Annotated in this window: 26 protein-coding genes; 21 read left to right on the top strand and 5 right to left on the bottom strand. The window is 66.0% G+C overall.

Annotated features, from left to right (window positions below; translation table 11 throughout):
• Positions 1 to 7: 7 nt before the first annotated feature.
• The 14 genes from ACODSD_RS09345 (at position 8) to moaC (ending at position 15,161) form a co-directional block, all read left to right on the top strand.
• A complete protein-coding gene (locus ACODSD_RS09345) occupies positions 8 to 1,489 on the top strand; it encodes a UDP-N-acetylmuramoyl-L-alanyl-D-glutamate--2,6-diaminopimelate ligase (RefSeq protein ID WP_107797816.1) in 1,482 nt (493 codons plus the stop codon).
• Positions 1,486 to 2,847 (top strand): UDP-N-acetylmuramoyl-tripeptide--D-alanyl-D-alanine ligase, encoded by a 1,362-nt coding sequence (locus ACODSD_RS09350; RefSeq protein ID WP_488877234.1) that lies wholly within the window; start codon positions 1,486 to 1,488, stop codon positions 2,845 to 2,847. Before ACODSD_RS09345 ends, ACODSD_RS09350 begins: the two co-directional genes overlap by 4 nt.
• Before the next feature lies 1 nt (position 2,848).
• Entirely contained in the window at positions 2,849 to 3,934 is a 1,086-nt protein-coding gene (mraY, locus tag ACODSD_RS09355; protein WP_107797818.1) for a phospho-N-acetylmuramoyl-pentapeptide-transferase, read from the top strand.
• An 8-nt stretch (positions 3,935 to 3,942) separates the two neighbouring features.
• Positions 3,943 to 5,322 (top strand): UDP-N-acetylmuramoyl-L-alanine--D-glutamate ligase, encoded by a 1,380-nt coding sequence (murD, locus tag ACODSD_RS09360; RefSeq protein WP_488877235.1) that lies wholly within the window; start codon positions 3,943 to 3,945, stop codon positions 5,320 to 5,322.
• Complete coding sequence (gene ftsW / locus ACODSD_RS09365; RefSeq protein WP_019102074.1) at positions 5,319 to 6,476, top strand: putative lipid II flippase FtsW; 1,158 nt, start codon at positions 5,319 to 5,321, stop codon at positions 6,474 to 6,476. Before murD ends, ftsW begins: the two co-directional genes overlap by 4 nt.
• A gap of 129 nt (positions 6,477 to 6,605) precedes the next feature.
• Positions 6,606 to 7,688 carry an undecaprenyldiphospho-muramoylpentapeptide beta-N-acetylglucosaminyltransferase gene (murG, locus tag ACODSD_RS09370; protein ID WP_107797820.1) on the top strand — a complete coding sequence of 361 codons (1,083 nt, stop codon included), beginning with the start codon at positions 6,606 to 6,608 and terminating at the stop codon, positions 7,686 to 7,688.
• A 37-nt stretch (positions 7,689 to 7,725) separates the two neighbouring features.
• Positions 7,726 to 9,117 carry a UDP-N-acetylmuramate--L-alanine ligase gene (gene murC, locus ACODSD_RS09375; RefSeq protein ID WP_235084966.1) on the top strand — a complete coding sequence of 464 codons (1,392 nt, stop codon included), beginning with the start codon at positions 7,726 to 7,728 and terminating at the stop codon, positions 9,115 to 9,117.
• Between the two features lie 23 nt (positions 9,118 to 9,140).
• On the top strand, positions 9,141 to 10,052 hold the full coding sequence (locus tag ACODSD_RS09380; RefSeq protein ID WP_488877273.1) for a D-alanine--D-alanine ligase: 912 nt from the start codon (positions 9,141 to 9,143) through the stop codon (positions 10,050 to 10,052).
• A complete protein-coding gene (locus tag ACODSD_RS09385) occupies positions 10,042 to 10,767 on the top strand; it encodes a cell division protein FtsQ/DivIB (protein ID WP_019102324.1) in 726 nt (241 codons plus the stop codon). Before ACODSD_RS09380 ends, ACODSD_RS09385 begins: the two co-directional genes overlap by 11 nt.
• A gap of 19 nt (positions 10,768 to 10,786) precedes the next feature.
• Positions 10,787 to 12,025 (top strand): cell division protein FtsA, encoded by a 1,239-nt coding sequence (gene ftsA / locus ACODSD_RS09390; protein WP_048408350.1) that lies wholly within the window; start codon positions 10,787 to 10,789, stop codon positions 12,023 to 12,025.
• 90 nt (positions 12,026 to 12,115) lie between these two features.
• Positions 12,116 to 13,306, top strand: coding sequence for a cell division protein FtsZ (ftsZ, locus tag ACODSD_RS09395; RefSeq protein WP_039755403.1), 1,191 nt, complete (start codon positions 12,116 to 12,118; stop codon positions 13,304 to 13,306).
• Between the two features lie 111 nt (positions 13,307 to 13,417).
• Positions 13,418 to 14,329 carry a UDP-3-O-acyl-N-acetylglucosamine deacetylase gene (lpxC, locus tag ACODSD_RS09400; protein ID WP_199225982.1) on the top strand — a complete coding sequence of 304 codons (912 nt, stop codon included), beginning with the start codon at positions 13,418 to 13,420 and terminating at the stop codon, positions 14,327 to 14,329.
• Positions 14,330 to 14,331: 2 nt separating this feature from the next.
• Positions 14,332 to 14,514, top strand: coding sequence for a hypothetical protein (locus ACODSD_RS09405; RefSeq protein ID WP_019102328.1), 183 nt, complete (start codon positions 14,332 to 14,334; stop codon positions 14,512 to 14,514).
• A 167-nt stretch (positions 14,515 to 14,681) separates the two neighbouring features.
• Positions 14,682 to 15,161 (top strand): cyclic pyranopterin monophosphate synthase MoaC, encoded by a 480-nt coding sequence (gene moaC / locus ACODSD_RS09410; protein ID WP_107797824.1) that lies wholly within the window; start codon positions 14,682 to 14,684, stop codon positions 15,159 to 15,161.
• Between the two features lie 34 nt (positions 15,162 to 15,195).
• Here moaC and panS read toward each other — a convergent pair whose 3' ends face one another.
• Complete coding sequence (gene panS, locus ACODSD_RS09415) at positions 15,196 to 16,149, bottom strand: ketopantoate/pantoate/pantothenate transporter PanS (RefSeq protein WP_488877236.1); 954 nt, start codon at positions 16,147 to 16,149, stop codon at positions 15,196 to 15,198.
• 171 nt (positions 16,150 to 16,320) lie between these two features.
• Between panS and dsdA the strand changes: the two genes are divergently transcribed.
• The 4 genes from dsdA to ACODSD_RS09435 all read left to right on the top strand — a co-directional run bounded on the left by dsdA (position 16,321) and on the right by ACODSD_RS09435 (position 21,630).
• Positions 16,321 to 17,679 carry a D-serine ammonia-lyase gene (gene dsdA / locus ACODSD_RS09420; protein WP_488877237.1) on the top strand — a complete coding sequence of 453 codons (1,359 nt, stop codon included), beginning with the start codon at positions 16,321 to 16,323 and terminating at the stop codon, positions 17,677 to 17,679.
• A 14-nt stretch (positions 17,680 to 17,693) separates the two neighbouring features.
• Positions 17,694 to 18,620, top strand: a complete 927-nt coding sequence (gene dsdC, locus ACODSD_RS09425) for a DNA-binding transcriptional regulator DsdC (RefSeq protein WP_488877238.1) — start codon at positions 17,694 to 17,696, stop codon at positions 18,618 to 18,620.
• 98 nt (positions 18,621 to 18,718) lie between these two features.
• Entirely contained in the window at positions 18,719 to 19,420 is a 702-nt protein-coding gene (locus ACODSD_RS09430) for a glutathione S-transferase family protein (protein WP_488877239.1), read from the top strand.
• A 191-nt stretch (positions 19,421 to 19,611) separates the two neighbouring features.
• Entirely contained in the window at positions 19,612 to 21,630 is a 2,019-nt protein-coding gene (locus ACODSD_RS09435) for a M13 family metallopeptidase (protein ID WP_488877240.1), read from the top strand.
• Positions 21,631 to 21,656: 26 nt separating this feature from the next.
• Here the strand turns inward: ACODSD_RS09435 and ACODSD_RS09440 are convergent, their stop codons facing one another.
• Complete coding sequence (locus tag ACODSD_RS09440) at positions 21,657 to 22,433, bottom strand: AraC family transcriptional regulator (protein WP_107797832.1); 777 nt, start codon at positions 22,431 to 22,433, stop codon at positions 21,657 to 21,659.
• Positions 22,434 to 22,527: 94 nt separating this feature from the next.
• Here ACODSD_RS09440 and ACODSD_RS09445 point away from each other — a divergent pair, with 94 nt between their 5' ends.
• Both ACODSD_RS09445 and ACODSD_RS09450 read left to right on the top strand, forming a co-directional pair.
• Positions 22,528 to 23,700, top strand: a complete 1,173-nt coding sequence (locus ACODSD_RS09445; protein ID WP_488877241.1) for an MFS transporter — start codon at positions 22,528 to 22,530, stop codon at positions 23,698 to 23,700.
• Positions 23,701 to 23,769: 69 nt separating this feature from the next.
• Positions 23,770 to 24,141, top strand: a complete 372-nt coding sequence (locus tag ACODSD_RS09450) for a cupin domain-containing protein (protein ID WP_235084944.1) — start codon at positions 23,770 to 23,772, stop codon at positions 24,139 to 24,141.
• Between the two features lie 58 nt (positions 24,142 to 24,199).
• On the opposite strand, the gene ACODSD_RS09455 is transcribed toward ACODSD_RS09450, so the two are convergent.
• Complete coding sequence (locus ACODSD_RS09455) at positions 24,200 to 24,736, bottom strand: YfaZ family outer membrane protein (protein WP_107797835.1); 537 nt, start codon at positions 24,734 to 24,736, stop codon at positions 24,200 to 24,202.
• A gap of 91 nt (positions 24,737 to 24,827) precedes the next feature.
• Positions 24,828 to 25,469 carry a YceH family protein gene (locus tag ACODSD_RS09460; RefSeq protein ID WP_107797836.1) on the bottom strand — a complete coding sequence of 214 codons (642 nt, stop codon included), beginning with the start codon at positions 25,467 to 25,469 and terminating at the stop codon, positions 24,828 to 24,830.
• A gap of 173 nt (positions 25,470 to 25,642) precedes the next feature.
• Here ACODSD_RS09460 and ACODSD_RS09465 point away from each other — a divergent pair, with 173 nt between their 5' ends.
• Complete coding sequence (locus tag ACODSD_RS09465; protein ID WP_107797837.1) at positions 25,643 to 26,389, top strand: TlyA family RNA methyltransferase; 747 nt, start codon at positions 25,643 to 25,645, stop codon at positions 26,387 to 26,389.
• 60 nt (positions 26,390 to 26,449) lie between these two features.
• Here the strand turns inward: ACODSD_RS09465 and ACODSD_RS09470 are convergent, their stop codons facing one another.
• Complete coding sequence (locus tag ACODSD_RS09470; protein WP_107797838.1) at positions 26,450 to 26,926, bottom strand: universal stress protein; 477 nt, start codon at positions 26,924 to 26,926, stop codon at positions 26,450 to 26,452.
• Between the last annotated feature and the right edge of the window lie 43 nt (positions 26,927 to 26,969).

A 26,969-nucleotide genomic window follows, 5' to 3' on the forward strand; every position in this document is an offset into this window, starting at 1 on the left:
TCAGATCATGAAAAGCCGTTTGACCCCCATGCCGGACTGGAATCCGGCCGACATCAAACAATTGGGACTGCCCGTCAAACGGGTGGAGACCGACAGCCGCCGCGTGCTGCCCGGCGACGTGTTCCTGGCGTGCCCCGGCCTGCATTCCGACGGCCGCGACTACATCCAGGCCGCGCTGGCGAAAGGCGCGGCCGCGGTGTTGTGGGACGACGCCGGCGGCTTCGCCTGGAACCCGCTGTGGCAGGCGCCCAATCTGCCGGTGCCGCATCTGCGCGACCGCATCGGCATGCTGGCGGCCGAGGTTTACGGCTATCCCAGCCGCGCGCTGCGCGTGATCGGCATCACCGGGACCAACGGCAAGACCTCGATTTCCCACTGGCTGGCGCAGGCTTTCTCGCTGCTGGGCCAGAAGGCGGCGCTGATCGGCACCGTCGGCAACGGCTTTTACGGCGAACTGACCGAAACCACCCACACCACGCCGGACCCGGTGACCATCCAGCAAAAGCTGGCCGAATACCGCCGCCAGGGCGCGCATGTGGTGACCATGGAAGTGTCCAGCCACAGCCTGGATCAAAGCCGCGTCAACGGCGTGGACTTCGCCACCGCGGTGCTGACCAACCTGACTCGCGACCATCTGGACTACCACGGCTCGATGGAAGCCTACGGCGAATCCAAGAAGAAGCTGTTCTTCTGGGAAGGCCTGAAGCACGCGGTGATCAACGCCGACGATGAATTCGGCCGCCAGCTGGCCGCCGAAATCGACCCGGCTGAGACTCAGGTGGTGACTTACGGCCTGGAGCAGGGCGATGTGCGTCCGCTGGCGCTGGCCGCCACGCTGGACGGCCTGCAACTGACGGTGACCACGCCCTGGGGCGTCGCCGATGTGCGCACCGGCCTGGTGGGCCGCTTCAACGCCGCCAATCTGCTGGCCTGTCTGGCCACGCTGTGCGTCAACGGCGTCAGCCTGCGCGACGCGGCCGCGGTGATGGCGCGCATCCAGCCGGCGCGCGGCCGCATGCAGAGCGTGGGCGGCGCGCACGAGCCGCTGGTGGTGATCGACTACGCCCACACGCCGGACGCGCTGGAAAAAGCCTTGTCCACGCTGGCCGAGATCCGCCCGGAAGGCGGCCGCCTGTTCTGCGTGTTCGGCTGCGGCGGCGACCGCGATCCGGGCAAGCGCCCGATGATGGGCGCCATCGCCGAGAACATCGCCGACGTGGCGGTGCTGACCAGCGACAATCCCCGCACCGAAGACCCGCAAGCCATTCTGCGCGACGTGCTCGCCGGCATGGACGCCGCGCGCACCCACGTCGAGGCGGACCGCGAAGCCGCCATCCACTGGGCGGTGAGCCAGGCGCGCGCCGGCGACGTGGTGCTGGTGGCCGGCAAGGGGCATGAGGAATACCAGGACATCGCCGGCGTCAAGCGGCCGTTCTCCGACTTCCGCGTGGCGGAAGAAGCGCTGACCGCCTGGGGAGAGCGCGCATGATGACGCTGCTGCAGGCCGCCGAACTGGCCCGGGGCGCTTTGAGCGGCCCGGACGGCGACATCCTGCGCGTGGTGACCGACAGCCGCGAGGCCGGCCCCGGCGATCTATTCGTCGCGCTGAAGGGCGAACGCTTCGACGCCCACGATTTCGTCGCCGAGGTGACGGCCAAGGGCGCGGCCGCGCTGGTGCGCGCGGATTTCGAGCTGTCCGGCGTCAGCCTGATCCGTGTGGACGACACCCTCCTGGCCCTGGGCCGGCTGGCCTCCGGCTGGGCGCAACGCCAGCCGGCGCTGCGCATCGGCGTCACCGGCTCCAACGGCAAGACCACGGTCAAGGAAATGCTGGCCGCCATTCTGCGCCAATATGCAGGCGCGGACGCGGTGCTGGCCACCGCCGGCAACTTCAACAACGACATCGGTCTGCCGCTGACCCTGCTGCGGCTGACGCCGGCGCATCGCTACGCGGTGCTGGAGATGGGCATGAACCATCACGGCGAGCTCCGCTATCTGACCGGCCTGGCCCGGCCGCGCATCGCGCTGGTCAATAACGCGATGCGCGCCCACTTCGGTTATTTCGGCTCCACCGAGGAAGTGGCGCGCGCCAAGGCGGAAATCTTCGAAGGACTGGACGCCGACGGCACGGCGGTGCTGAACGCCGACGACGCCAATCTGGCGCTGTTTCGCCGCGCGGCGGACGGCCGCCGCCAGATCGCCTTCGGCCTGGGCGCCGAAGCCGACGTCCGCGCCGTCGACATCGAACTGAGCGCCTTGAGCAGCCGCTTCACGCTGCGTTGCGCCGACGGCGAACGGCGGATCGAATTGCCGGCGCCGGGCGAACACAATGTGCGCAACGCGCTGGCCGCGGCCAGCCTGGCCTTGGCCGCCGGCGTGCCGCTTGACGACATCGCCGCCGGCCTGGCCGCCTTTGGCGGCGCCAAGGGCCGTTTGCAGCTCAAGCAAAGCCCGCGCGGTCTGAGCGTGATCGACGACAGCTACAACGCCAACCCGGATTCGATGAAGGCCGGGATCGACGTGCTGGTCCGCCTGCCGGCGCCGCGCTGCTTCGTGATGGGCGACATCGGCGAACTGGGCGAAGCCGCCGACGCGCTGCACGCGGAAGTGGGCGAGTACGCGCGGACGCGCGACGTGGACTTGCTGCTGACCTTGGGCGAGGTTTCGCGCCACGCCGCCGCCGCCTGCGGCGCGCGCGGCAAACATTTTGATTCGATTGACGAGTTGTACGAGTTTCTCGACCGGCAGTTGCCGTCGGGTGCCTCCGTTCTGGTCAAGGGGTCGCGCTTCATGCGCATGGAACGGGTGGTGGAACACCTGATGCAACAATTTAGAGAGGAACAATAACGTGCTGCTCTGGCTGGCTGAACTGCTGGGCTCCCACATCCGGGCCTTCAACGTCTTCAACTACATCACGCTGCGCGCGGTGATGGCGGCGCTGACCGCGCTGGCGATCTCCTTGCTGCTGGGGCCGTGGGTGATCCGCAAGCTGACTGAGCTCAAAGTGGGCCAGGCGGTGCGTAACGACGGCCCGCAAACCCATCTGGTCAAGGCCGGCACCCCGACCATGGGCGGCTCGCTGATCCTGCTGGCCATCGGCCTGACCACGCTGCTGTGGGCGGACTTGTCCAATAAATACGTGTGGCTGCTGCTGGCGGTGATGTTCGGCACCGGCGCGCTGGGCTTTTACGACGACTGGCGCAAGGTGGTGTACAAGGACCCGAAAGGCGTGTCCGCCAAGTTCAAGATGGCCTGGCAGTCCGCCATCGCCATCGGCGCCGGCGTGTTCCTGATCGCCACCGCCAAGCTGCCGGCGTCCACCGAGCTGATCGTGCCCTTCGTCAAGACCATCTCCTATCCGCTGGGCGCGATCGGTTTTTGCATCCTGACCTATTTCGTCATCGTCGGCACCTCCAACGCGGTGAACCTGACCGACGGCCTGGACGGTCTAGCTGCCCTGCCCACCGTGATGGTGGCGGCCGGCCTGTCCATCTTCGCCTATGTCGCCGGCCACGCGGTGTTTTCCAAATATCTGGGCCTGCCCTTCATTCCCGGCGCGCACGAGGTGGTGGTGTTCTGCGCGGCGATGTGCGGCGCTTGCTTGGGATTTTTATGGTTCAACGCCTATCCGGCCCAAGTGTTCATGGGCGACGTCGGCGCGCTGGCGCTGGGCGCGGCGCTGGGCACCGTGGCGGTGATCGTGCGTCAGGAAATCGTGCTCTTGATCATGGGCGGCCTGTTCGTGGTGGAAGCGCTGTCGGTGATGATCCAGGTGGCTTCGTTCAAGCTCACCGGCAAGCGGGTGTTCCGCATGGCGCCGCTGCATCACCACTATGAGTTGAAGGGCTGGAAGGAAACGCAAGTGGTGGTGCGTTTCTGGATCATCACCATGATGCTGGTGTTGGCCGGCCTGTCCACCATCAAGCTGCGTTGAGGAAGACTATGGACTACGCGAATCGTCACGTCGTGGTGGTGGGCTTGGGAGGCTCGGGCCTGGCGGCCGCGCGCTACCTGGCCGCGCACGGCGCGCGCGTGAGCGTGGCCGACGCCAAGCCGTCGGCCGAGCGCGTGGCCGAGCTGCGCGCCTTCCTGCCGCAGGCGGAAGTGCGCGCCGGCGATTTCAGCGCCCAGACCTTCGCCGACGCCGACTTGTTGGTGCTGAGCCCGGGCGTGCCGCTGAAACACCCGGCCGTCGCCGCCTACCGCCAAGCCGGCGGCGAGGTGATCGGCGATATCGAAGTGCTGGCGCGCGCGATCCGCGGCGACGGCAGCAAGGTGATCGCCATTACCGGTTCCAACGGCAAGAGCACGGTCACCAGCCTGGCGGGCCATCTGTGCGCCGCCGCCGGCCTGGACGCGGTGGTGGCCGGCAATATCGGCCTGGCGGTGCTGGAAGCGCAGCTGGAACGCGAGCAAAGCGGCAAGCGCCCCGACGTGTGGGTGCTGGAGCTGTCCAGTTTTCAACTGGAATCCACATTTACGCTGGAGGCCGACGCCGCCACGGTGCTGAATATTTCCGAGGACCACCTGGACCGTTACGACGATCTGCTGGACTACGCCCACACCAAGACCCGGGTGTTCCACGGCGCCGGCGTCCAGGTGCTGAACTGCGACGACGCGCTGGTGCGCGCGATGGTTCGCCCTGGCCGCGCGGTCAAATGGTTTTCGCTGACAGAGGATGCCGGATACGCGTTGCGGCAGGATGACGGCCGCTACTGGCTGAGCCTGGACGGCGAGCGGGCCTTCGATTGCGCCGAGATGCGTTTGCAAGGCCTGCACAACGCCGCCAACGCGCTGGCCGCGCTGGCCTTGTGCGAAGCCGTGGGCGCGCCGCGCGTCGCGCTGCTGCAAGGACTGAAAACCTTCCATGGTTTGGAGCATCGCGTCGAGCTGGTAGACGAAATCGCCTCGGTTGCGTTTATCGATGATTCCAAGGGCACCAATGTCGGCGCCACCGAAGCGGCGCTGAACGGCATGACCCGTCCGGTGGTGTTGATCGCCGGCGGCGACGGCAAGGGCCAGGACTTCGCGCCGCTGGCGCCGGCCTGCCGCCGCATCGCCCGCGCCGTGCTGTTGATCGGCCGCGACGCCGGCAAGATCCGCGCCGCGCTGTCCGCCACCGGCTTGCCCTTGCACGACTGCGAGACGCTGGAAGAAGCCACCCGCCGCGCGGCGGAACTGGCGCAGCCGGGCGACGTGGTGTTGCTGTCGCCGGCCTGCGCCAGTCTGGACATGTTCCGCAACTACGCGCATCGCGCCCAGGTGTTCATCGACGCCGTGCGCGAGTGGAAAGCGCGGCAAGCGGAGGCGACGCGGCCATGATCGTGCACGGAGCCCGGCGTTACGCCGCCATCAAGCCGTTCGACGAGGCGCTGTCCTGGGCGCTGGCCCTGCTGTTGTCGATCAGCCTGGTGATGGTGTACTCGGCGTCCATCGCCTACGCCGAGGCCGACGCGGCCACGCACAACCGCTACTTCTACCTGATCCGTCACATGATCTTCATGACGATCGGGCTGAGCGCGGCCTATATCGCCTTCCAGATTCCAACGGCGTTCTGGCAGAAGTACTCCGGCAAGATTTTCCTGATCGGACTGGTCTTGCTGGTGCTGGTGCTGATTCCCGGCATCGGCAAGATGGTCAACGGCTCGCGGCGCTGGATCAATCTGATCGTGCTGAACCTGCAGCCGTCGGAGGTGATGAAGTTCGCCACCGTGCTGTACGCGGCGGATTACACCGTGCGCAAGAGCCATTTGCTGCACAGCTTGAAGGAAGGCTTCGCGCCGATGTTCGCCGCCATGGTGGTGGTGGCCTTCCTGCTGCTGCGCGAGCCGGACTTCGGCGCGCTGATGGTGGTGATGAGCATCGCGATGGGCGTGCTCTTCCTCGGCGGCATCAATATGCGCATCTTCAGCGGGCTGGCGGTGATGGCGGTGGGCGCCATCGTGGTGTTGATCATTTCCTCGCCGTACCGGCTGAAGCGGGTGCTGGGCTTCATGGACCCGTGGGACGACCCGTACGGCAAGGGCTACCAGCTGTCGCACTCCTTGATCGCCATCGGTCGCGGCGAGTGGTTCGGCGTCGGTCTGGGCGGCAGCATAGAGAAATTGTTTTACCTGCCGGAGGCGCACACCGACTTCATCATGGCGGTGATTTCGGAAGAGTTCGGCTTTGCCGGCATCTGCGTGGTGGTCGGTCTGTACGCCTGGATCGTGCGCCGCGCCTTTCACATCGGCGTGGAGTCGAAAAAGCTGGAGCGTTACTACCAGTCGCTGGTGGCGCAGGGCCTGGGCATCTGGCTCGGCATCCAGGTGTTTTTCAACATCGGGGTGAATATGGGCCTGCTGCCGACCAAGGGTTTGACCTTGCCGCTGATGTCTTTCGGCGGCTCGGCGATGTTGATGAATTTGATCGCGGTGGCGGTGCTGCTGCGAGTTGATTATGAAAACCGCCGCATCATGCGCGGCTACAAAGTGTAGCCGCGCATGAGCAGCGCTGTCAGGCGCCTTAGGGCGTAAGCCCGTAGGCGGCGGTTTCTGCGAGCCCGAAGGGCGAAGCAAAAACCGGCGCATGATGCGCGGCAACGAGAGTTAACGGAACGGATAGAGATGGCGAATCGCACGGTCATGGTGATGGCGGCTGGCACGGGTGGACACATCGTCCCCGGCCTCGCCGTGGCCAAGGAATTGCAAAGCCGGGGCTGGAAGGTGGTGTGGCTGGGCACCCGGCGCGGCATGGAGAACAAGCTGGTGCCGCCGACCGGCATTCCGCTGGAGCGGCTGAATTTCCACGGCGTGCGCGGCAAGGGCCTGCTGGGCTCGCTCAAGGGCGCGTTGCAGCTGGCCGGCGCTTTCTTCAGCAGCGCGGCGCAGATTTTCCGTCACCGCCCGGACGTGGTGCTGGGCATGGGCGGTTACGTCTGCCTGCCCGGCGGCGTGATGGCGGGCCTGCTGTGGAAACCGCTGGTCCTGGTCAACGCCGATGCCGGCCTGTTGTTGAGCAATAAGGCCTTGCTGCCCTTCGCCAAGAAACTGGCCTGCGGTTTCGATGGGGACGCGGCGCGCAACGGCAAGGCGCTGGTCACCGGCAATCCGGTGCGCGGCGAGATCGAGGGCATCGCCGCGCCGGCGGAGCGCTTCGCCGGCCGCAGCGGTCCGCTGAAGGTCTTGGTGGTGGGCGGCAGCCTGGGCGCCAAGGTATTGAACGAAACGCTGCCGCAGGCGATGGCCAAGCTGCCGGCCGACAAGCGGCCGCGACTGACGCATCAGACCGGCGAGGCGAATTTCGGCGCGGTCGAGGCCGCGTATCAGGCCGCGGGCCTGCGGGAGCAAGTGGAACTGCTGCCCTTCGTCGACGATATGCCGCAGCGCCTGGCCGAGTGCGACCTGGTGATCTGCCGCGCCGGCGCGATCACGGTCAGCGAATTGTGCGCGGCCGGCGTGCCCAGCGTGCTGGTGCCGCTGGTGGTGTCCACCACCGGCCATCAGCGCGACAACGCCGAGTGGATGGCGCAGGCCGGCGCGGCCTGGCATCTGCCGCAGAAAGAATTGAACGCCGACGGGCTTGCGGGCCTGCTGGCGGGTTTGGATAGAGAGCAGTTGCTGGACAAGGCCGAACGCGCGCGCGCGCTGGCGCGTTCCGGCGCGGCCGGCCGGGTGGCCGACCTGTGCCAGCAGCTGGCCCGGGAATGACAGAGCGTCATACGAGCGCTCAAGCAGAGACACAGACATGAAACACAGGGTCAAACACATACATTTCGTCGGCATCGGCGGCGTGGGCATGTGCGGCATCGCCGAGGTGCTGCACGGCCTGGGCTTTACCGTGTCCGGCTCCGACATGGCGGAAAGCGCCACCAGCAAGCGGCTGATCGATCAGGGCATCCGCGTGTTTTACGGCCACGACGCCACCTATATGCACGGCGCCGACGTGGTGGTGACCTCCACCGCGGTCAAGGCCGACAATCCGGAAGTGCTGGAAGCGCGCGCCAACAAGATCCCGGTGATCCCGCGCGCGCTGATGCTGGCGGAACTGATGCGCTTTAAGCAGGGCATCGCCATCGCCGGCACCCACGGCAAGACCACCACCACCAGCCTGACCGCTTCGGTGCTGGGCGCGGCCGGCCTGGACCCCACCTTCGTTATCGGCGGCAAGCTGACCGCGGCCGGCACCAACGCGCGCCTGGGCTCCGGCGAGTTCCTGGTGGCCGAGGCCGACGAATCGGACGCCTCCTTCCTGCATCTGACTCCGGTGATGGCGGTGGTGACCAATATCGACGCCGACCACATGGACACCTACGACCACAGCTTCGACAAGCTCAAGCAGGCTTTCGTCGACTTCCTGCAGCGGCTGCCGTTCTACGGCCGCGCGGTGCTGTGCGTGGACGATCCCCATGTGCGCGAGATCCGCGGCCGCATCACCAAGCCGGTGACCACCTACGGCCTGGACGATTCCGCCGACATCTACGCCGAGAACGTCCGCGCCGCGGCCGGACAGATGCATTTCGACGTGGTGGTGAAGAACGGCAAGGAAGTGCGTTTCCCGGTGGTGTTGAACATGCCGGGCCGCCACAACGTGCTCAACGCGCTGTCCGCCATCGCCATCGGCCTGGAGTGCGGCGCCAGCGTGGAAGCGATCCAGCAAGGCCTGGCCGAGTTCGCTGGCGTCGGCCGCCGCTTCCAGCGTTACGGCGAAGTGCCGGCCAAGGACGGCGGCAGCTTCACCCTGGTGGATGATTACGGCCATCACCCGGTGGAAATGGCCGCCACGCTGGCCGCGGTGCGCGGCGCCTTCCCGGACAAGCGTCTGGTGCTGGCCTTCCAGCCGCACCGCTACACCCGCACCCGGGATCTGTTTGAAGACTTCGTCAAAGTGCTGTCCAGCGTGGACGCCTTGCTGCTGTCCGAAGTCTACGCCGCTGGCGAAGCGCCCATCGTGGCCGCCGACGGCCGCGCCTTGGCGCGCGCGGTGCGGGTGCAGGGCAAGGTGGAGCCGGTGTTCGTCGAGGACATCGCCGAGATGCAGCAGACCATTTTCGATCAAGCTCGCGACGGCGACGTGGTGGTGACCATGGGCGCGGGCTCCATCGGCGCGGTGCCGGCCAAAGTGGCGGCGGGCGCGTGATGATGAATGACAAGGACAAGGCAATGAAGCAGTACGGCAAGGTGGCGGTGATGATGGGCGGCAGTTCCTCCGAGCGCGAAGTGTCGCTGATGAGCGGCGCCGGCGTGCTCAAGGCCCTGCAATCCCGCGGCGTGGACGCTCACAAGTTCGATCCGTCGGAACAGCCGCTGAGCGCGCTGAAGGACGAGGGTTTCGCACGAGTGTTCAATGTGCTGCACGGCCCCTTCGGCGAAGACGGCACCCTGCAGGGCGTGCTGGAAAGCATGGGCCTGCCGTATACCGGTTGCGGCGTGATGGCGTCGGCGATCTGCATGGACAAATGGCGCACCAAGCTGCTGTGGCAGGGCGCCGGCCTGCCGATCCCGGCCTTCGAACTGCTGGACGAGAACAGCGACTTCGCCGCGGTGGAAGCCAAGCTGGGCCTGCCCATCTTCGTCAAGCCGGCCACCGAGGGCTCCAGCATCGGCGTGACCAAGGTCAAGCAGCCGGGCGAACTGAAGGCGGCGTTTGAAGAGGCGCGCAAATACGACAGCATCGTGATCGCCGAGCGTTTCATCGGCGGCGGCGAATACACCTGCGCGGTGATCGGCGACACGGCGTATCCGACCATCAAGATCGAACCGGCGACCGAGTTTTACGACTACGACGCCAAGTATTTCCGCGACGACACCGTCTACCGCTGCCCGTCCGGCCTGAGCGAAGACGTGGAGACGCGCGCGCGCGAACTGTCGCTGGCAGCTTTCCGCGTATTGGGCGGCCGCGGCTGGGGCCGGGTGGATTTCCTGATGGACGAAGCCGGCGGCATTTACCTGCTGGAAGCCAACACCAATCCGGGCATGACCAGCCACAGCCTGGTGCCGATGGCGGCGCGGGCGATGGGCATCAGTTACGAGGATTTGTGCCTCAAGGTGCTGGATATGGTGCATGTGGGATAACCATCGGCTGCTTAGAGGCCTGGCCAATCTGATGCTGGCCGCCGCAGCGCTGATGTTGCTGTATGCAGGAGGGTTCTGGTTGACGCACGCTCCGGTGTTTCCGGTGAAGAAGATCCAGATTCGCGGCGACATGAAACGCGTGACGCCGGAACAGCTGAAGTTCATTGCCGAGCATGAGCTGTCCGGCACCTTCTTCACGCTGGACATCGACAAGACGCGGGCGGCCTTCGGCAAATTGCCGTGGGTGCGGGATGCCCAGGTGCGGCGGCGCTGGCCGGACGCGCTGGACATCTCGGTGGAAGAGCATGTGGCGCTTGCGCGCTGGGGAGAGAACGGCCTGGTCAATACCCGAGGAGAGCGGTTCGACGCCGCCAGCGACCAGGACCTGCCGGTGTTTTACGGGCCGGCGGGGGCAGAGAAGGACATGAGCGAAATGCTGGGAGGGCTGCGGCAGGATCTGGCCCCGGCGGGCGTCAAGCCGGCGGCGCTGTGGCTGTCCAGCCGCCGCGCCTGGAAAGTGGGGCTGGACAACCAGGTGCAGCTGGAGCTGGGACGCAACGACGTGAGTCCGCGCGCCCGCCGCTTCGCCCAGTACTGGAAGAGCAAATTGGCGGCGTTGCCGTATCACGTGGAATACGTGGATATGCGCTACCCGAATGGATTCGCCGTGCGGATGCCCGATTACAAGGCGCCGCCGGCCAAGGGAAACAAGTAATTAGCAGTTGGAGCGACAGGTGAGCAAACCAAAGGAAAGCAAGAACATGCTGGTTGGCCTCGACATCGGCACATCCAAGATCGTGGCGATCGTCGCAGAAGTCCTGGAGGACGGCCAACTCAATATCGTCGGCATGGGCCACACCCCGTCGCGCGGTTTGAAGCGCGGCATGGTGGTGAACATCGAATCCACGGTGCAGGCCATCCAGCGCGCGCTGGAAGAGGCGGAACTGATGGCCGACTGCAAGATTCACGAAGTGTTCGCCGGCATCGCCGGCAGCCACATCAAGAGCGTGAACTCGCACGGCATGGTGGCGATCAAGGATCGCGAAGTCACCAAGATGGACATCGACCGCGTGATTGAAACCGCGCGCGCGGTGACCATCCCGCCGGACCATCAGGTGCTGCACATCCTGACCCAGGAATACAGCATCGACGGTCAGGAGGGCGTGCGCGAACCGCTGGGCATGAGCGGCGTGCGGCTGGAAGCCAAGGTGCACATCGTCACCGGCGCGGTGTCCGCCGCCCAGAACGTGACCAAGTGCGTGCGCCGCTGCGGTCTGGAAGTGTCCGACCTGGTGCTGCAGCCGATGGCCTCCGCCATCGCGGTGCTGTCGGAAGACGAAAAAGATCTGGGCGTGTGCCTGATCGACATCGGCGGCGGCACCACCGATATCGCGGTCTACGCCAACGGCGCGATCCGCCACACCGCGGTGATTCCGATCGCAGGAGATCAGATCACGAACGACATCGCCATGGCCTTGCGCACCCCGACCAAGGAAGCCGAGGACATCAAGATCCAGCACGCGGTGGCGCTGGTGGCGATGGCGGACCCGAGCCAGATGATAGAAGTGCCGGGCGTGGGCGAGCGCGGGCCGCGGCAGATGTCGCGCGCCACGCTGGCCGAAGTGGTGGAGCCGCGGGTGGAAGAGTTGTTCCAACTGGTGCAGCAGGAACTGCGCCGCAGCGGCTTCGAGGATTTGCTGTCCTCCGGCATCGTGCTGACCGGCGGCGCCAGCCTGATGCCCGGCATGGTGGAGCTGGCGGAGGAAGTGTTCCACATGCCGGTGCGCGTCGGCGTGCCCAAGTATGTGGGCGGCCTGGCGGAAGTGGTGAAGACCCCGCGCTTCTCCACCGGCGTCGGCCTGCTGTTGTACGGCAAGGATCAGATTCAAACGCATGCCGGCCCCAAGGTGGAGACGGCGGGTGTGGGCCAGATGTTCACGCGCATGAAGGCGTGGTTCGCTGGCAATTTCTAAGCGCTACGCGGCCGGCGCACTCGCTGGCCACGATAGCGATCGGGCAGATGTATATGAAGTCGGTAGCTCATCTTTATTGAGGAGAGGAAAATGAGCGGAATGGTCTTTGAAGTTATGCAAGAAACCGCCAATGTGGCGATCATCAAAGTCATCGGCGTCGGCGGCGGCGGTTGCAACGCCATCGACAATATGATCGACGGCAATGTGCACGGCGTGGAGTTCATCTGCGCCAACACCGACGCTCAGTCGCTGCTGCGCAACAAGTCGCCGCAGAAGCTGCAGTTGGGCAACAATCTGACCCGCGGCCTGGGCGCGGGCGCCAATCCGGAAGTGGGCCGCAGCGCGGCGCTGGAAGACCGCGAACGCATCGCCGAGATGCTGCGCGGCTCCAATATGGTGTTCGTCACCGCCGGCATGGGCGGCGGCACCGGCACCGGCGCGGCGCCCGTGGTGGCCGAAGTGGCCAAGGAAATGGGCATCCTGACCGTGGGCGTGGTCACCCGGCCGTTCGAGCACGAAGGCAAGCGCATGAAAGTGGCGCAGAACGGCATCGAGGATCTGAAAAAGCACGTCGATTCGCTAATCGTGATCCCCAATGAAAAACTGATGGAAGTGCTGGGCGACGACGTGACCATGCGCGAAGCCTTCCGCGCCGCCGACGACGTGCTCAAGGGCGCGGTGGCCGGCATCGCGGAAGTGATCACTTGCCCGGGCCTGATCAACGTCGACTTCGCCGACGTGCGCACCGTGATGAGCGAAATGGGCCTGGCGATGATGGGCTCCGCCTACGCCTCCGGCATCGACCGCGCTCGCGTGGCCGCCGAACAGGCCGTGGCCAGCCCGTTGCTGGACAATATCACGCTGGAAGGCGCGCGCGGCGTGCTGGTCAACATCTCCACCGCGCCTGGCTGCCTGAAGATGAGCGAGTATCGCGAAATCATGGGCATCGTGCGCCAGTACGCGGACGAAGACGCGCAGATCAAGTTCGGCACCGCCGAAGTGGAAGACATGCCGGAAGACACCATCCGCGTGACCTTGATCGCCACCGGCCTGGGTCAGAAGAAGACCGCGCGCAATACCGAGGAGCGTCCGGAATACATCAAGATCGTCAAGACCGGCACCGACGACCGCGCGGTGGAAGTGGTCAGCTACGACGACTTCGACACCCCGGCCATCATGCGCCAGGGCCGTCGCCGCGCCGCGCCGTCCATGGACTTCTCCAACCCGGAAGTGAGCGAAAGCTACGACATCCCGGCCTTCCTGCGCAAGCAGGCGGACTGAGGCGGAGCCGCTATAGAAGAAAGCTATTTAATACTGCAAATCAATCAATAAAGTGCGGTTTTTGACTGTGCTAGAATCGGGCATTCCCATTCGTTCGAGAAGCCCGACATGATATTGCAGCGCACGCTGAAACAAGCGATAAGCGCCACGGGTGTGGGTTTGCACTCCGGCGAGCGGGTGAAGCTCACCCTGCTGCCGGCCGCGCCCGACACCGGGATCGTCTTTCGCCGCACCGACTTGCCCGAGCCGGTGACGGTGAAAGTGGATCCATCGCTCGTCAACGACACGCGACTCTCCTCCACGCTGGTGACAGACACCGGCGTGCGTGTCGGCACGATCGAGCATTTGATGTCGGCCCTGGCGGGCTTTGGCATCGACAACCTCGTGATTGAGGTCACGGCGGCGGAGATCCCCATCATGGACGGATCCGCCGCCCCTTTCATTTACCTGTTGCAGACCGCGGGCGTGGTCGAGCAGCACGCCAAGAAGCGCTTCATCCGCGTCACCCAGACGGTGGCCGTGGAAGAGCGCGGCGTGTGGGTGAAGCTGGAGCCGCACGAGGGCTTCAAGGTCACCCTGTCCATCGACTTCAACCATCCGGCCTTCAATCTGGCGCCGCAGACGGTGGCGGTGGATTTCGCGCGTCATTCCTATACCGACGAGATCAGCCGCGCGCGCACCTTCGGCTTCATGCACGAGGTGGAGTACATGCGCAACCACGGCCTGGGCCGCGGCGGCAGCCTGGACAACGCCATCGTCATTGACGACGAATACGTGCTGAATCCGGAAGGCCTGCGTTTCCCGGACGAATTCGTTCGCCACAAAATCCTGGACGCCATCGGCGACCTCTACATCATCGGCCACCCGTTGATCGCCGCCTTCTCCGGCCACAAATCCGGCCACGCGATGAACAACAAGCTGTTGCGCAAGCTGCTGGAGACGCCGGAAGCCTGGGAATACGTCAGCTACGACGACCCGCTGGACGCGCCGTCCAGCTTCCACCGGCTGCCGGAGGTGGCCTAGCGGTGTTTGGTTTCTGGCGCCTGTGGCTGCTCGTCACCATCCTGCTGCTGGGCTGGGCAGGCGTCTGTTACCTATTGACCCGCAATCCGCTCTACCTGCGCTATCTCGGCCGCATCGCCCGCTGGAGCGGCGGCCTGGTGGTGCTGGTCAGCGCCTTCTGGCTGATTTACCGGCTGCTGTCCTAAGAGCCTGTTCAAGGTCTTGCGAGCAAGGGCGAGACAAGGCGAAAACGAGCGAAAAAGCGGAATGTACGAGTGGTACATGAGCATTTTGAGCTGGTTTTTAACGCCGTATCGCTGAAGCGCAGCAGACTTCGAACAGGTTCTAAGCGGGCCGGAGGAGTAATGAACCCATGTCAAAATTGACTCATTTCGACGCCGGCGGCCAGGCCCATATGGTCGACGTCGGCGCCAAGGCGCACAGCCGCCGCCGCGCGGTGGCCGAAGGCCGCATCCGCATGTTGCCCGCCACCTTCGCGCTGGTGAAGGACGGCGGCCATAAAAAAGGCGATGTGCTCGGCATCGCCCGCATCGCCGCCATCATGGCGTCCAAGAAGGCCGCGGACCTGATTCCGCTCTGCCACCCGATCGCGCTGACCCGGGTGGCGGTGGACTTCGAACTGCTGGAGGCCGACAACGCCGTGCGCATCGAGGTCACCGCCGAATGCAGTGGCCAGACCGGGGTGGAGATGGAGGCGCTGACCGCGGCCAACGTCGGCCTGCTGACCATTTACGATATGTGCAAGGCGGTGGACCGCGGCATGGTCATCGACGGCGTGCGGCTGCTGGAGAAAGAGGGCGGCAAGAGCGGGCATTGGCGGGTGGAAGGCTGATCCTGCTCGGTTTTGCAAGCCGCGTCATGCGTCGTTACAAGCTTTGCTGCGCGCCGGCCCGCGACGCTTGACGCCCCCGCTCGGCGGGCTTGTCCCGCCAATAGCCGGCCAAGAGCGAGCCGGAAATATTGTGCCAGACCGAGAACAGCGCGCCGGGCAAGGCCGCCAGCGGGCTGAAGTAGGCCTTGCCCAGCTGGGCGGCCAGGCCGGAGTTCTGCATGCCCACCTCGATCGCCAGCGTGCGGCACACCGATTCGTCGAAGCCCAGCAAGCGTCCTCCCCAATACCCGCCCAACAGGCCGATGGCGTTGTGCAGCATCACCGCCAGAATGCTCAGCCCGCCCACCGCGGCGATATGGTTCTTGCTGCCGGCGACGATGGCGGCGATCAGCGCGACGATGGCCAGCATCGACAACAGCGGCAGCAAGGGCTCCAGCCGGCGGACCTGGGGCGCGAAGAAGCGATGGGCCAGCAGGCCCAGGCCTATCGGCAGGATGACGATCTGCAGAATGCTTAGCAGCATCGCCGCCACTTCCACCTTGATCGCCGCGTCCACGTACAGCCGGGTCAGCAGCGGCGTGGCTATCACCCCAACCAGCGTCGACAGCGAGGAAATGGTGACCGACAGCGCCACGTCGCCGCGCGATAGATAGATGATCACATTGGACGCGGTGCCGCTGGCGACGCTGCCCACCAGAATCATGCCGATGGCCAGCTGCGGCGGCATCTGGAACAGCCGCGCCAGCGCCCAGGCTGCCAGCGGCATTACCAGATAGTGCAGACCCAGGCCGGCCAGCACCGGCGCCGGCCGGCTCAGCACCCGTTTGAAATCGTCCAGCGTCAGCGTCAGCCCCATCGCGAACATGATCACCGCCAGCAGCAGACCGGTATGCGGCAGCAGCGGAGTGAACGCCGCCGGCCGCTGATAAGCGACGGCGGACAGCAGCAGGGCCCATAGCGGGAACAGACGGGTGATTGTGGCGAGCACGGCGACTCCTGGCGGCGGACGATGCGCCCATCATAGGCGATGCGCCCCGGTGTCTGGCAAGCCCGCGCGCGAGCATGGCTGATCCAGCGTCAGCCGTCGGCTGCGCAATCGTCTTTTGCCAGCGGCGGCGCGGCGCGGTTTAATCGGGTCTTCGATTCCATGGAGCGCGCGATGCAAGCGACGATTGCCGGCAAGACCGTGGCTGGCTGGCAGGCCAGCCACCCCTTATTGACGCCCATGATGGCCTTGCAGCCTTTGAGCTGGTTCAACCCCGCGCTGGCGCCGGCGGCGGAAGCGCTGGCCGATGTGGGCCTGAGCCGGGCCGACGTCGCGGACGCCGATGCGCGCTTGCGCCGCTTCGCGCCCTATCTGGCGCGGGTGTTTCCGGACGCGGCCGCCAGCGGCGGCGTCATCGAATCGCCGCTGCTGCCGCTGCCGGCGATGCGCGCGGCCTTATGGGCCGAGGCCGGGTTGGCGGACGGCGGCGGCCTGTGGCTGAAGGCGGACAATCTGCTGCCGATTTCCGGCTCCATCAAGGCGCGCGGCGGCATTTACGAGGTATTGAAGCACGCGGAAAGCTTGGCGCTGAGTCATGGCCTGCTGCGGGAGGGGGACGACTACGCCGGACTGGACAGCGCCGAGGCGCGGGCCTTCTTCGGCGGCTACCGGGTAGCGGTGGGCTCCACCGGCAACCTGGGCCTGTCCATCGGCATCATCAGCGCCAAGCTGGGCTTCCAGGCCAGCGTGCATATGTCGGCGGACGCGCGGCAGTGGAAGAAGGACTTGCTGCGCAGCCATGGGGTCGAGGTGGTCGAGTATCCGTCCGATTACAGCGTGGCGGTGGCCGAAGGCCGCAAACAGGCGGCGTCCGATCCGCGCTGTCATTTCGTCGACGACGAGAATTCAGTCAATCTATTCCTTGGTTACGCGGTGGCGGCGGAGCGTCTGCGCGGCCAATTGGCGGAGCAGGGCGTCCGGGTGGACGCCGAACACCCGCTGCTGGTGTATCTGCCCTGCGGTGTCGGTGGCGGGCCGGGCGGGGTCGCCTTCGGCCTCAAGCTGGTTTTCGGCGACGCGGTGCATTGCCTGTTCGCCGAACCTACCCACGCGCCCTGCATGCTGCTGGGCGTTTACACCGGACTGCATGATGAGGTGGCGGTGCAGGATTTCGGCATCGACAATCTGACCGCCGCCGACGGCCTGGCGGTGGGCCGCCCGTCCGGCTTCGTCGGGCGCGCGATGCAGCGGCTGATAGACGGCTATTACACGGTGGACGATGGCGAGCTCTACCGCTTGCTGGCCATGCTGGAGCGCGAGCAGGGCTTGCGGCTGGAGCCGTCGGCGTTGGCCGGCATGCCGGGGCCGTTGCGGGTGTTGAGCGAGTCCCAAGGCTATCGCCAGCGGACGGGCTTGAGTCCGGAGCGGCTGTCGCGCGCCAGCCATCTGGTGTGGGGCACCGGCGGCGGCATGGTGCCGCCGGCGGAAATGGACGCCTATCTGGCGGAAGGCCGGCGGCGGCTGTCGGCGTGAACGATGCTGGCGATATGCTGAATCTTCCCCCGCGCGCCGGCGTCCGGCTGGACGGCGCGCAATGGTCCAATCTGCACACCTTCGCGGCGGCGGCGCGGCATCTGAGCTTTGCCCGCGCCGCCGAGGAACTGTGCCTGAGCGCCAGCGCGGTCAGCCATCGCATCGCCCGGCTGGAACGGGCGCTGGGCACCCGCCTGTTCCTGCGGCTGACCCGCAGCCTGAGGCTGAGCGAGGACGGCGAACGCATCTATCAGGCCTGGCTGGCCGGTCAGACTCAGCTGGAGGCGGCGCTGAATCCGCAGGACGACGCCGAGCCGGCCGGCGCGGTGGCCCTGTATGCGCGGCCCTCGCTGGCGCAATGTTGGCTGGCGCCGCGGCTGGCGGATTTCGCCGCGCGCTATCCGCGCATTGCGCTGGACATCCGCAGCGGCAACGAGATGGTGGACTTCCGCGCCTGGAATATAGACCTGGCGCTGTATTACTCGGCCGGCGAGTTTCCCGGCCTGGACGCGCAGCGTCTGATGGACGAGCAGGTGGCGCCGGTGTGCAGCCCGGAGTACGCGGAGCGGCACGGCTTGCGCGACAATCCGGCGGCCCTGGCCGCATGCCTGCTGCTGCACGACGCCCAGGCCTGGGAACGAGCGGCTCACGACGCCGAATGGCGGGAGTGGGCGCGGCGGCAGAACGTGGCCTTGCCGCCGCGGGGCATCAGCTTCGACCGTTCCGACCTATGCGCGCAAGCGGCCGCGCATCACGCCGGCGTGGCGCTGGGTCGGCGTCGCTTGGTGCAGCGGCAGCTGGAACGCGGCGAACTGATGCTGCCGCTGGGGCCGTTCGAGCCGCTGGGCCCGCAGGCGTATTATCTGGTGCGCGCGCCGCAAGCGCCGTCGCCGCGGGTGCGGGCGGTGATGGACTGGCTGCGGGTTTGCGCGGCGGATTAGGCGTCCTTGCCCTTTTCGCGCCTGCCCTCTCGCGCGCCTTCCCGGCGGCGTGCTAGTCTGCTTCAGTTCAATGTCATGTCTGCCGCGGGAGGCGCTTGATGATCACCCTGTATCAGTTCGGCCCGGCCATGGGCTTGGTGGACCCCAGCCCCTTCGTGATGAAGGCGGACCTGCTGCTGAAGCTGTCGGGCCTATCCTACCGCCGCGTGCGTGGCGATATGCGCAAGGCGCCCAAGGGCAAGCTGCCTTATATCGACGACGACGGCCAGATCGTGGCGGACTCCACGCTGATCCGCCTGCATCTGGCGGACAAGCACGGCCTCACGCTGGACGCTGGTCTCAGCGAGGCGCAGAAGGCGCTGGCCTGGAGCGTGGACTGCATGCTGGGCGATCATTTCTACTGGGGCATCGTGCATGAACGCTGGATGGTGGACGAACACTTCGCGCGCGGGCCCAGCGTGTTTTTCAAAGGCGTGCCGGCCTTGCTGCGCGGCTTGGTGACGACGCTGGTGCGGCGCAAGGTGCGCGCCAATCTATGGGGGCAGGGCATGGGCCGTTTCAGCGCGGCGGAGCGCTTGCGGCTGCTGGAGGCGGACGTGGCGGCGCTGTCGGCTCTGCTGGGCGACAAACCCTATTTCATGGGCGAGACCGCCACCTGGATAGACGCCAGCGTTTACGCCTTCGTCAGCGGCGCCTTGACCGACGCGATGGGGGAAACCCCGTCGCGGGCGCTGGTGGCGGCGCGGCCGAATCTGGCGGCCTACGCGGAAAGACTGAGGGCCGAGTTTTACAGTGGATAGGCCGGCTGGGTCGCGCCGCAGTAAGAACCTGTTTACGATCTGTTGCGCGTCGTGAAGCGTTGCTCGGTGAGGACAAGCTCAAGATGCTCATGTACCACGTGTACATTCTGTTTTCTCAGCCGTTTTCGCCTTGTCTCGCCTTAGCTCGCGAGAGCGTAAACACGTTCTAAGACAAAAACAAAGGGGAAAACATGAAGATGAGCAGACTGCTGCCCTTGGCGGCCTTGCTGTGCGCGGCCGGCGCCTGGGCGGACGGCGGCCTGGATTACGGCCGTTACGGCATTGATTTGAACGGCATCGATCCGGCGGTGAGAGTACAGGACAATCTGTCGCTGCACGCCAATGGCCGCTGGATCCAGCGCACGGTGATTCCGGCCGAGCGTTCCTCGGCGGGCGTGGCGGAGGCCTTGGCGGACCGCAATCTGGAACGGCTGCGCCAGTTGATCGAACAGGCCGGGCAGGGGACGGATGCCGAGGCGGGGCAGATCGCCGCGCTGTATCGCAGCTTCATGGATGAGGATGCCATTGCTCGGCGCGGGCTGCAGCCGCTGCGCGAATCGCTGCGGGCCGTGGCCGGCCTGGGCTCGGCGGCGGAGGCGGTCCGCTATATGGGCCGCCTGCAGGATCAGCCGGTGGATACGCCGTTCCGCTTCTATGTGAGCCAGGACCCCAAGGATTCCGCCGCCTACCTGGCCGGCGTCGGCCAATCCGGTCTGGCGATGGACCAGGACTACTATCTGGGCAAGTCCGCCGACTTCGCCGCCGCGCGTAAGGCCTATTTGAGTTATCTGGAGCGGCTATTCGCGCTGGCGGAACTGGACCAGCCGCAAAGCCGCGCCCGCGACGTGCTGGCTTTCGAGACCCGGCTGGCGAAAATCCAGTGGACCAATGTCGAGAACCGCGACATCCAGAAAACCTACAACAAGCTGAGCCTGGCCGAGTTGGCGCGCCGGCAGCCCGGCTACGATTGGCCGGCCTTGCTGGCCGACGCCGGCCTGGACGCCGCCAAGCAGTTGAATCTGGACCAGCCCGGCTATCTGAGCAAGCTGGCGCCGCTCTTGCGGGCCGCGCCCGCGTCCACGCTGCGCAACTACCTGCTGGCGCGCACGCTGGACGCTTACGCGCCCAGCCTGACGCCGGCCTTCGTCGACGCCCACTTCGACTTCTACGGCAAGACCCTGGAAGGTCGCAAACAGAACCGCCCGCGCTGGAAACGCGGCGTGGGCATGGTGGAAAGCGGCCTGGGCGAGGCGCTGGGCAAACTCTATGTGGCGCGCTATTTCACGCCGGAGGCCAAGCGCCAGGCCGACGAACTGGTACGCAATCTGCTGCAGGCCTACGACCAGTCCATCGACACTCTGGACTGGATGAGCGCCGTCACCAAGCGCCAGGCCCATATCAAGCTGTCCAAGTACACGCTGAAGATAGGCTATCCGGACAAGTGGCGCGATTACGGCGGCCTGCAGCTGGCGCCGGACGATCTGGCCGGCAATGTGCGGCGCATCGCGGTGTTCAACTACCGCTATATGAGCGGCAAGCTGGGCCAGCCGGTGGATCGCAAGGAATGGAGCATGACGCCGCAGACGGTGAACGCCTATTACAATCCGGCTAATAACGAGATCGTGTTCCCGGCGGCCATCCTGCAGGCGCCGTATTTCGATCCCGGCTTCGATCCGGCGGTCAACTATGGCAGCATAGGCGCCACCATAGGCCACGAAATCAGCCATGGTTTCGACGACCAGGGCAGCCAGTTCGACGGCGACGGCAATATGCGCAACTGGTGGACCGCCAGCGACAAGGCGCGCTTCAAGGCGGCCACGCGCAAGCTGGTCAAGCAATACGGCCGCTACCAGCCGGTGCCCGGCCACCATGTCAACGGCGAACTGACCCTGGGCGAGAACATCGCCGACAACGCCGGCCTGGAAGTGGCCTACAAGGCCTATCATCTGGCGCTCGCCGGCAAGGACGTGCCGGTGCTGGACGGCATGAGCGGCGACCAGCGTTTCTTCATCGCCTTCGCCCAATCCTGGCGCAGCAAGAGCCGCGACGAAGCCACGCTCAAACAGCTGGTGTCGGACCCGCACACGCCGGACCTGTGGCGGCCCATCGGCACCGCCAGCAATATGGAGCCGTTCTACCAGGCCTTCGGCGTCAAGCCGGGCGACAAGATGTATCTGTCGCCCAAGCAGCGCTTCCATTTGTGGTGGTGAGTCATTCCCAGATCGTAAACCGGTTCTCAGACTGAGCGTTTGAGCTGGCCGGGCGTAAGCCCGGCATGGCGGCGGAACATGGCGATGAAGGCGCTGTCCTGCGCATAGCCCAGTTCCGCCGCCACCCGGCTGACGCTTTCCCCCTCGGCCAACAGTCGGCTGGCCTCCATCATTTTCAATTGCCGCCGCCAGGCGCTGAAGCTGAGCCCGGTCTGTTGCTGGAACAACCGGTTGACGGTGCGGGCGCTGGCGCCGGCTTGGGCGGCCAATTGCTCCAGCGTGGCCTCGTCGCCGGGCTGCTGCAATAGCTGCTCGGCAATGCGCAGCAGCCGCCGGTCTTGCGGCAGCGGCAGGCTCAGCGCCTGCTCCGGCGCGCGGCCGGCCTCGTCCAGCAACACCTCCACCAGCCGCTGCTGCGCCGGCTCTAACGGCGACAGCGGCCATTCCGCCACCCGCACGATCAATTCCCGCAACAGCGGGCTGACGGCGATGATCTGCGGCCGCCGCGGCAGCGCGGGATAGACGACCGGATCGAAGTACAGGCTGCGATAGGCGAAAGGCTTGCCGGTTTCGGCCTGATGCCACAGCCCCGAGGGAATCCAGGCGGCCATTGTCGGCGGCAGCACGCAGCGGGTGTGGCCGATGCGGATTTGCAGCACGCCGCTGACCGCGTACATCAGCTGCGCGCGGCGATGGCGGTGCAGGCCGGAGTCATGCGGCGCCGGCGCGTCTATGGCCATGCCGACGATGGGATCGGCGAGCTGGTCCGGGTCCGGCGCCGTGGCGGGCAGGTAGCGCGGCATCTTGTCCGATTCTCAATGTTTTGTGGCTATCCATCGATAATAGGCGTGCCTTCATCCTCCTACAATCCCTGTTCGTTGTTTTTAGGAGGACAAAATGAAAACCGCGATCCGGGCAGCGCCGCTGGCGCTGCTGATTGTATTGCTGGGTTTCCCACAATTGAGTGAAACCATTTACGCGCCGGCCTTGACCGAGATCGCCCAGGCTTACCATGTCAGCGCCGGTCAGGCGCAGTTGACGATGAGCGTCTACTTTCTGGCTTTCGCCTTCGGCGTGGTGTGCTGGGGCCGGCTGGCCGATCTATACGGACGGCGGCCGGCCTTGCTGGCCGCCCTGGCCTGTTACGGCGCGGGCGCGGTGCTGGCGGTGATGAGCCGCGATTTCACCGCGCTGCTGCTGGCCAGGCTATTGCTGGCCTTCGGCGCCAGCGCGGGTTCGGTGGTGGTGCAGACCATGTTGCGTGACCGCTATCAAGGCCCGGCCTTGCTGACGGTGTTCGCCACCGTCAGCGCGGTGTTGTCGCTGTCGCCGGCCTTGGGCCCGCCGCTGGGCGCCGTGCTGGTGGCCGGTTTCGGTCATCAGGGCGTGTTCGCCGCCTTGTGCGGCTTGGCGGCGCTGTTGCTGCTGTTGTCCTGGAAGCTGGCCGGCGAGACCCGGCCGGCGGACCTGCCGCCGCCGGCGGCCTTGAGCGCGGTGGCGGCCAGGATGGCGCGAGATCCGCGGGTGCTGGCCACGGTATGGCTGGTGGCCGGCTTCAATCTGCTGTTGTTCGGCTTTTACACGCTGGCCCCGTTCACGCTGCAATTGCTGGGCATGCCGGCCTGGTTGTTCGGCCTCAGCGGTTTGCTGGTGGCCGCCGGCGGCCTGTTCGGCGGCGCGGTCAATCGCCGGCTGGCGGCGCGCGGCGGCGCGGAGCGCTTGCCACGCCTGGCCTTGATGGCCGCCGGCGCGGCGGCCCTGGTTCAGTTGCTCAGCGGCTGGCCGGGTCTGCTGCCGGCCGCGGCCGTCGGCGTGCTGTTGCTCAGCCAACTGGCGATTTCCGCGGCCTTCGGCTGCGCGATTCCGCCGCTGCTGGCGGGGGCTCTGCGGGATTACCGCCAGGTGCAGGGCACGGCCGGCGCCTTATTGGGCCTGATGTACTACCTGCTGATCGCCGGCGGTCTGGGTTTGCTTGGCGCGGCTTATCAGCCGTATGTCTTGTACCAGCCCATGGTCATGGCGCTGCTGTGCGCGGCGATGTGGCCGGCGGCGCGGCGATTGAATCGGTAGGGAGTTGAATATTCTGTCTGCTTCATGGCATTGTGTTGAAAATTTCAAACAGCCATGGAGAGCAGAGCGATGAAACAGGCCAGCGATATCATTGTGTTCCAGCGTCACGACGTGGCGCTGGAATCGTTTGTGGCGGCCGAGGATCGCCGCGTCGCCGGCGAATGCCGGCAAAGCGTGGCCAACCATTATTCCGATCCCAGCGGGCAGTTCCACGCCGGCATCTGGAGCGGCGGGCTGGGCTGCTGGAAAGTGCGCTACAGCGAACACGAGTTCTGCACGCTGTTGCAAGGACGAGTGAAGGTCAGCGACGAGGCCGGGAACAGCGTGGAGTTGAAGCAGGGCGATCACTTCGTGATCCCCGCGGGCTTCGTTGGCACCTGGCAGGTGCTGGAGCCGGCGTGCAAGACTTACGCGGTGTTCGAAGCGCGACAGGCCGAGTGAACCGCGACAAGCAACAGCCCCGCATTGCGGGGCTGTTTTTCGTGGCGGCGGGCCGGGCTTAAAAGGTGAAGCCGGCGCCGATATACATGCCGTCGGCAAGACGACGATTGCGGTTGTTGTCCTTACGCTCGATGTCGAAGTAGCGATAGCCGGCTTCCACGGTGAACGGTCCAATGGGGTTCCAGCGCACGCCGGCGGCCAGGTCGCTGACGTTCTTGACGCTGCCGCTGGCCATGCTGTCGCCGGCGTAATAGGCCTGGCCGTAGAGGCTGAGCTTGGGCGCCAGCTGGATGTTGGCGCGGCCGCCGAGCAAGGCGGCGGTGCCGGAACCGCTGTCCGGGTTCAGGCCCATCAGCTTGCCGCCGCCGGCCAGGGTGACCGGGCCCAGCGGAATCGCGAACTCCAGGCCGGCGCCGCCGGCATTGCCCTTGTGGTCGCTGTTCAGGTAGTCGATGGAAAGCCCCAGGCCCAGGCCCTGCGGGGTGCGGCTGAATTGCTGGAAGTCCTTGCCGGCGATAAAGCTGTAATCGGCGGCGTGGGCGGCCGCAGTCAGGGCGAGCAGCGCGGCGGCGGCGCTCAGATGCAGAGTTTTCATGGGTCACTTCTCTTGGGTGAGTTAGACAACAAGGGAAGTGACCACTTTTTAAGTAACAAGTTCGGCGAGCCGCCAAATATTCGAGTGTGAATTATTCACTGGCCAGCAAATTCTCCAGCTCCAGCAGCCGGGTTTTGAGGGCGGCCACTTCGGCTTCCAAGGCGGCGACGCGGCCGGCGATGCCCACCTCGATCACGCCGCAGCCGTTGTCGCCGGCGGCCGGCAGCGATTGCGGCTCGCCGCTGAGCAGATGGGCCCAGCGCGCCTCGCGCTCGCCGGGCTGGCGCTCCAGCTTCAGCACCAGCGGCGGGTATTTGTCGGCCAGCGCGTTGAGAGCGGTTTCCACTTCCTCCACGCCGCTGAAGCCGTAGATGCGGCCGGAACGGGTGCGGATTTCCGCCGAGGTTTGCGGTCCGCGCAACATCAGCAGGGCCAGCGCCGCCAGCCGCGCGCCTTCGATATTCCATTCGTAATTGAGCCTGTGCTCGTATTTGGCCACCCGGCTGCCGGCCGGCAGCCGCTCGCTCGCCAGCTTCTTGGCGATCAGGCTGTCCAGCGCCGCGCTGATGTCCGCTTCGGACAGCTGCATCACCGGTTCGCGGCTGGTCAGCTGGTTGCAGGCCGAGGCCAGGCCGTTCAAGGTCATCGGGTAGGCGTCCGGGGTCAGCGCCTGTTTTTCCACCAGGGCGCCCAGCACGCGCACTTCATGCGCTTCCAGTTGATGTGTATCCATCCATGTCTCCGCTTGAGGCTGCCGACGCCGGGGGCGACGGCTGGCCGGATTGGCATTTAGCGATTCTAGCGCGGTTGGCAGGCCCTACGCACGGTGAGATCATGGTCTTGGCTTGACAGCGGCCGGCGCGCTTGCCACGCTGTGCGGTTTTTGTCGATGGTGGGGAGGGGGCGATGACGCGAGTGGACGTGTTGCTGGTGGAACTGGGACTGGCGGCTTCGCGCACGGCGGCGCAGAATCTGATCGCCGCGGGGCGGGTCCGTTGCGACGGCGCGCCGGTGAGCAAGCCCAGCCAGAAATGCGCGCCGGGCAGCCGCTTCGAGATCGCCGCCGATCCATCCGATCGTTTCGTGTCGCGCGGCGGCTTGAAAATGCTGGGCGCGCTGGAGTCGTCCGGCCTGGACCCACGCGACGCGCTGGCGCTGGACGTGGGCCAGTCCACCGGCGGTTTCAGCGACTGCCTGCTGCAGCAGGGCGCGCGGCGAGTGGTGGGCGTGGACGTGGGGCACGATCAATTGCATCCGCGGCTGCGGACGGACGCGCGCCTGCGTTATTTCGAAGGGGTGAACGCCAGGGCGCTGGACCACGCGGCCCTGTTGGCGGCCAACGAGGGTTTGCCTTTCGACCTGATGGTGTGCGACGTGTCCTTCATTTCGCTGACCCTGGTGCTGCCCTCGGCGCTGCCCTTGATCCGTCCCGGCGGTCACTTGCTCAGCCTGGTGAAGCCGCAGTTCGAGGTGGGGCGCGAAGGTTTGGCCAGGGGCGGCATCGTACGCGACGAGAGCCTGTACCCGCGCGTGCGGGACAAGATCAGCGAGGCGGTGCGGGAGCAGGGCTTTGAGCTGCTGAAGTGGTTCGACAGTCCGATCACCGGCGGCGACGGCAACCGCGAGTTCTTCATCTACGCGCGCAAGCGCTGAGCGGCGCGAGGCGACACCTTGTTATGATGAAGGCATCGCCAGGGCCGCGCGTCGCGGTTATTATTCCGCTTGGCCGAACTCGCTTTGCTCGCTGCGCAGAACCATGACGGGACAGTTGGCGCGGCGCAGCAGGTTCTGGGCGAAGCTGCCCAACAGCAGATGGGCGATGCCGCTGCGGCCATGGGTGCCGAGCACGACCAGGCCGGCTTTGTGGCTGTCCGCGTAGCGCACCAGCAGTTCCGCCATGTCGGCGCCGCCGTCCCAGCTTTCCGCCATGTGGATCTGCACCTGTTCCACGCCGGCTTCCACCGCCTGTTTGCGCGCCTGTTCCAGCACGCGGTTGCCGTCGCGGAAGGCTTGATCGTGCAGTTCGTGGGTGCCGAGCAGGCCGACGCCTTCCACCGCCAGATCGCGCAGGCTGGCGATGTGGAACAGGGTCAGGCTGGCTTTGCAGAACTTGGCGACGCGGATGGCTTCCAGCAGCGCCTTGTCCGAATTGCTGCTGCCGTCCAGCGCGGCGATGATGTGTTGGTACATGTCCGATGTCCTTTATGGCTGGTGAGACAGGAGGATTATCGTG

The organism is Chromobacterium sp. FG22, from assembly GCF_057809415.1.